The 5,275-nt window shown below is 66.8% G+C and carries 5 protein-coding genes and 1 pseudogene; 3 read left to right on the forward strand and 3 right to left on the reverse strand.

All coding sequences use genetic code 11. From position 1 onward, the window contains the following. The 3 genes and pseudogenes from ACFQS7_RS30520 to ACFQS7_RS30530 form a co-directional block, all read left to right on the forward strand. Nucleotides 1-1,057 (forward strand): DUF3618 domain-containing protein (locus ACFQS7_RS30520; protein WP_380070915.1); only part of this gene is annotated, 1,057 nt, incomplete at its 5' end. 180 nt (nucleotides 1,058-1,237) lie between these two features. Further along, complete coding sequence (locus ACFQS7_RS30525; protein WP_380070916.1) at nucleotides 1,238-1,585, forward strand: acyl-CoA thioesterase; 348 nt, start codon at nucleotides 1,238-1,240, stop codon at nucleotides 1,583-1,585. 196 nt (nucleotides 1,586-1,781) lie between these two features. After that, nucleotides 1,782-2,491 (forward strand): annotated as a pseudogene (locus tag ACFQS7_RS30530) (IS6 family transposase). A gap of 150 nt (nucleotides 2,492-2,641) precedes the next feature. On the opposite strand, the gene ACFQS7_RS30535 reads toward ACFQS7_RS30530, so the two are convergent. The 3 genes from ACFQS7_RS30535 to ACFQS7_RS30545 form a co-directional block, all read right to left on the reverse strand. Next, a complete protein-coding gene (locus tag ACFQS7_RS30535; RefSeq protein WP_380070917.1) occupies nucleotides 2,642-3,589 on the reverse strand; it encodes a carbohydrate kinase in 948 nt (315 codons plus the stop codon). 5 nt (nucleotides 3,590-3,594) lie between these two features. Then, on the reverse strand, nucleotides 3,595-4,182 hold the full coding sequence (locus tag ACFQS7_RS30540) for a hypothetical protein (RefSeq protein ID WP_380070918.1): 588 nt from the start codon (nucleotides 4,180-4,182) through the stop codon (nucleotides 3,595-3,597). 394 nt (nucleotides 4,183-4,576) lie between these two features. Continuing rightward, a complete protein-coding gene (locus ACFQS7_RS30545; protein ID WP_380070919.1) occupies nucleotides 4,577-4,882 on the reverse strand; it encodes a hypothetical protein in 306 nt (101 codons plus the stop codon). Nucleotides 4,883-5,275: the final 393 nt, after the last annotated feature.

A 5,275-nucleotide genomic window follows, 5' to 3' on the forward strand; every position in this document is an offset into this window, starting at 1 on the left:
CGACCCCGGCAACCGCTCCGCCGCGGAGATCGAGCGCGAGGTGGAGCAGACCCGCGCCGGCCTCACCAACACGCTGGACGAACTGCGCGAGCGCGCTTCGCCGGGCCAACTCTTCGAGCAAGCGCTGAACTATGCCCGCAGCTCCGGCGGCAATGAGTTAGTGCGAAACCTCGGCACTTCGGTACGGGACAACCCGTTGCCGCTGCTGCTGATCGGCGCCGGCATCGGCTGGCTGATGATGTCGGGCGGCAACCGCTCGGGCGGGCCCACGCCGTCCCAGACCGCCTCGCTCAACCGCTCGACCGGCACCGGCTCGATCGGCACCGGCCGCACGCGGGTGCGGGTGTATGGTGGCGGTGTGGAGCCCGAAGATTCGATGACCGGGCGCGCTTCGGCCGCCGTGGGCGCGGCGCGCGACAGCGTCGCCAGCACGGCCGACCAGGCGATCAACAAGGTCAGCGACGCCTCTCGCAGCGTTGCCGATGTGGCGGGCTCGGCGGCCGACCGCGTCCGCGACGCGGCGGGCGCGGTGACGGACGGCCTGCGCAGTGCTTCTGCCTCGGTCACCGAGCGGGTGACGGGGAGCGGGCAGGACGTGGAGGCCCGAGCCAGCGAACTCAGTGACCAGACCCGCCAGGGCGTCACCTGGTTGATGCGGGAGCAACCCTTGGTGCTGGGCGCGATCGGCGTGGCCCTGGGTGCCGCGGTCGGCGCACTCCTGCCGAACACCGAGGTCGAGGACCGGCTGATGGGTGAGACCCGCGACGCTATGGCGGACCGCGTCCAGACCACCGCGCAGCACGGCTACGAGCGGCTCAAGGACACCGCGGCCGAGCATGTAGATCACGTGAAGGCCGCGGTCGGACAGGCGGCGAGTGGCACAGGCGGGGTCGGTTCGGCACTGACCGATGCGGCGCGGGAGGTTCGGCAGGCAGTGGGCGATGCCGCGCAAGACTTGGCCGGCGAGGCGCGCAGTGCCGTGGAGGGCCAGCCGCGCCGCAATGAGGAGTTGGCACCCGCGCCGGCCCCAAGCTCACCGCGCATCGGCCCCGTCTAGGCTACGGGGCTGCGCCGACGGATCCCCACCGCGGCGGAAGTAAAAGAACCATGCCTTTGGGTGGCCCGGCACGGACTGCCGTGGCCGCCGTACCGGACAAGCCGCAGGAGGTGAGAGGCAGCAGCCATGACTGATAGTCTTCCAGATGTCCCGGGCGGCCCGCACCTGCGGACCATTGCGATGCCCCGTGATGCCAATGCGGGCGGCGACATCTTTGGCGGCTGGACATTGTCGCAGATGGACTTGGCGGACGGCGGCCTGGCCGCCGAACAGGCGCAGGGCCGTGTCGCCACGGTGGCGATCGAGGCCATGCGCTTCCTGCGGCCCATCTCGGTCGGTGACGAGGTCAGCTGCTACTGCTCCCTGGTGAAGACCGGCGACACCTCCGTGGTGGTGAAGGTCGAAACCTGGGCCCGCGGACGCGGGCTTGGCAAGGAGCCGCAGAAGGTGACGGAAGGCGTCTTCACCTTCGTCGCCCTCGACGAGGGCGGCCATCCCCGCAATGTGGTCGGGGACGACGATGGCTGATCCGAGCCGTTTGGTGCGTTTGCGCTTTCCCGTGGAGGAAATGCATGCCGGAACGCCTGCGTATCGCGCTCATCGCGCACGATACCAAAAAGGACGCTTTGGTGGCTTGGGCGAAGCGCTGGGAGCATTGGCTCGCCGGGGCATTGTCACGTTGTCCGCTCTGGTCGGGACGAAATAGTCGGGCCAAGCTGGCGGGATGCCGTCCGAGCCCACCACCTACCCCGGCTACCGCTTCCCAGCCGCGGTGATCCAGCAGCCGTCTGGCTCTACCACCTGTTCAGCTTGAGCCTGCGTGACATCGAGCTGATCCTGGCCGAGCGGGGCGTCGTGGTCAGCTATGAGAGCATCAGGCGCTGGTGCCTCCGCTTCGGCGCGGACTTCGCGGCCAAGCTGCGCAAGCGTCGACCGAGGCCAGGCGACACCTGGCACATGGACGAGGTGTTTTTGAAGATCAACGGTGAGCTCTTCTATCTCTGGCGCGCGGTGGATCAGCACGGTGTCGTGCTCGACATCCTGGTGCAGGAGCGCCGCAATGCCACGGCCGCCAAACGCTTCTTCAAACGCCTGCTGGCCGGCCTCAAGTACAAGCCCCGCAAGATCGTCACGGATGGGCTCCGCAGCTACGGCGTTGCGCAACGCGAGGTCCTGCCCGATGTGCGACATCGGAGCAGCCGCTACCTGAACAATCGCGCCGAGAACTCCCACAGGCCGACGCGACGTCGAGAACGCCAGATGCAGCGCTTCAAGTCACCCGAGCAAGCCCAGCGCTTCCTCTCCGCGCACGCGATGATCTATGGCCACTTCCGTCCACGTCGACACCTGATGACCGCCGATCAGTACCGCCATTCGCGCGATAAGGCCTTCCGGATCTGGCAGCAGGAAACCTGTGCCCAGATGGCAGCGTGAAATCACCCAAGCTCCGCCTTGTGGTCAAACTCGCCTGGCCATCAAACAACGTGACAATGCCCAGGAAGGCAAGGCGGCGCATTTAGCCGGGCCTTGGCCGAGGAGTTGCCGAAATCGAGACCGAGGAACATGCGCCATCCTGGCGATGGGTCAGCCGAGCGCCGCCTCGACCTCTGCGGCACGCGGGAGGTCGGCGCCCCGCCGGGTGCAGGTGATTGCGGCCGCGTTGGTGGCGTAACACAGTGCGTCCTGCAGCGCGGCGGCGTTGAGCGCGGCCAGCGCCTCACGCCGCAGCAGGCCGCGCTGCCGCAGGCGCGCCAGCAGCGCGGCATGAAACGTGTCGCCAGCGCCGACCGTATCTGCAACGGCCACAGCACGACCCGCTTCCTGAAACACGCCAGAGGCATGGAAGGCGGTGGCGCCCGCCGGCCCTTGCGTCAGCACGACGAGGCTGACCCCAGTCTCGAGCCAACGCCGTGCCCAATCTGCCGGATTGGCGTCCGTGCCATAGGCGACCTGCAGGTCCTCCTCGCTGAGTTTGACGATGGCTGCGGTCCGGACGAAGCGGTCGAACCGCGAGCGCCAAGTCCCGAGATCGCCGATCAGCGCCGGGCGCAGGTTCGGATCGAGGCTGACCACACGCCGGGGCCCTTCCCGCTTGGCCAGAGCCAGCAGGGCGCCGGCGATTGGCTCCACCCCGAGCACATAAGAGCTGATCGCGATCGCCTCCACCTCTGGGCCGAATGCGGGCGGTAGTTCGGCCGCCGTCAGGTCCCGCTCGGCGCAGTCCTGCGCGTGAAAGGTGTAGGTCGGATGCCCGGAGGCATCGGGCGAGACCACGACCAGCGGCGTCGGCTTGGCGCTGCGCTTCGCCAAGGTCATGTCCACACCCTCTGCGGCCAGGCAAGCGGCGAGGAAGGCGCCGAAACCGTCCCGCGACAGGCTGCCGAGATAAGCAGCGGGCTCGCCGAGCCGGGCCAGGCCGACGGCGAGGTTGAAGGGCGAGCCGCCGGCGGCGGCCGTAGCGGGCAGCGTTGCCCCACTTGGCGGACCGTCGATAAAGAGGTCGATCAGCGCCTCGCCGCAGACAACGATCATGCCGGTCAGGCCGCGAGCGGGTAGCGCCCGAGCGCCAGCAGGACCTGGCCCGAAGCGTCGAAGGCGTGAGAGGTCGTGCCGTCCACTGTGAGACGGATGGGTGCATGCGCTTTGGTCTGGTCGCTGCCTTCGATCTGCACCACCTCCGGCTCTCCGCCCGCGAAGGCGACATGCAGCAGTGTCAGCCCGCCGAGCCGCTCGGCCAACCACAGCTCTCGGGCAAGCGGCCCAGCGGGATTGGGCCGCAGCGCTTCCGGTCGGCTCCCGAGTGTGACTTCCGTGCCCGGACATGCAGCGGCGGCAATGGCCGGCACCGTCAGGCGGACTCCCGTTGCCTCGACCGTGACCCGGCCGCCATCCGCCCCGATCACCAACGACTTGAAGAAGTTCATGCGCGGCGAAGCGATGAAGCCGACGACGAAGAGGTTGGCCGGGTGATGGTAGAACTCAAGCGGCGAGCCCACCTGTTCCACCCGCCCCGCCTGCAGCACCACGATCTTGTCGGTCAGCGTCATCGCTTCGACCTGACCATGGGTAACGTAGACCATAATGGCGTCCAGATTCTCACGGAGCCGCGCGAGTTCGCTGCGCATCTGATCGCGCTGGCGTCGAGGTTTAGCGTTTTACAAAACGGAAGACGATGAAGTCGCCGCGGCTGGCAATGAAAGACATTCATTGGCGGCCGTCCCGCGGCTGCGTGGACCGAGTTTCGGTCATTTGCTCGGCACACTCCGCTATCGCTTCTGCCATACGCTCAGCGCGCTTCATGGCATTGCTGATCGCGTCAAGTGGGTCGACAGCAAGCACGCCTATAAGTGGTGCATCGAATGCCAGCGATCTTGTGGTCGAGTTGGAGCTAGTTCTCGGCCCACGCACCTGAAGCGACATGACTGTCCCAACGCATTCGGGTTAAGCGGAGCCAATGAGGCGGTCGTTGGCAAAGGCTCAGTTCAGACGGTCAGGTCGGCGGATAAAGATCGCCTCACACTATCCGCCACTCTCCGGGTCGTCAGACGCTGCTTCACCCTCATCACTGGCTGCGTCGGTGACAGCTTCAGGACGGGGATCTCGGCGGCGATCCAGGTAATCGCCAAGACGGATGTTCAGACAATCTTCGTTCAGCATCCAAAGCCAACGCTTGGTCGCGCGAAGGTTCAACTCCTTTCCGCCAACAGGATTGATGCAGAGGTTCCTGTCGAGTCTAAAGTGTAGTGCGTGTCGCGCCCAGATCTTGCGGTAGCCCTCGCCATGCAGGCGTGAGCCGAGGATCTGGGCCCGGATGTGCTCGAGCAACACGGTATCAGAGCAGGCCCCGATCGGGCCTCGCCACATGGGGACGGCTGGTGCCACGACACTGACCACCGCGCGCAGGCGGTAGACCGTCGTGCGGGAGCGGTCTCAGACCCGGGCGACCCTGGCCAGGCCATAGCGCCGACCCATCGTCGGCGAGATGGCCTGGCTCATCGCCTGGACCTCCGGCGCCCCAAAGGGCGCCTACCCTCGAGGGGGGCGATCTTCTGCTCCAGCAACTCGTTGGCTATGGTGACCTCGCCGAGTTTGGCCTAAGGTCTGTTAGCTCCTGAGGTACATTCCTAACTGTTAGGGATGACGGAGAACCCTGGTATTCACGTTCTGAGCGACGCGCGGTGGGCGGCGTTGGAACCGCTGATCAACGAAGTCCGGCCG

It is taken from the genome of Dankookia sp. GCM10030260 (assembly GCF_042666655.1).
Lineage (GTDB): Bacteria > Pseudomonadota > Alphaproteobacteria > Acetobacterales > Acetobacteraceae > Paracraurococcus.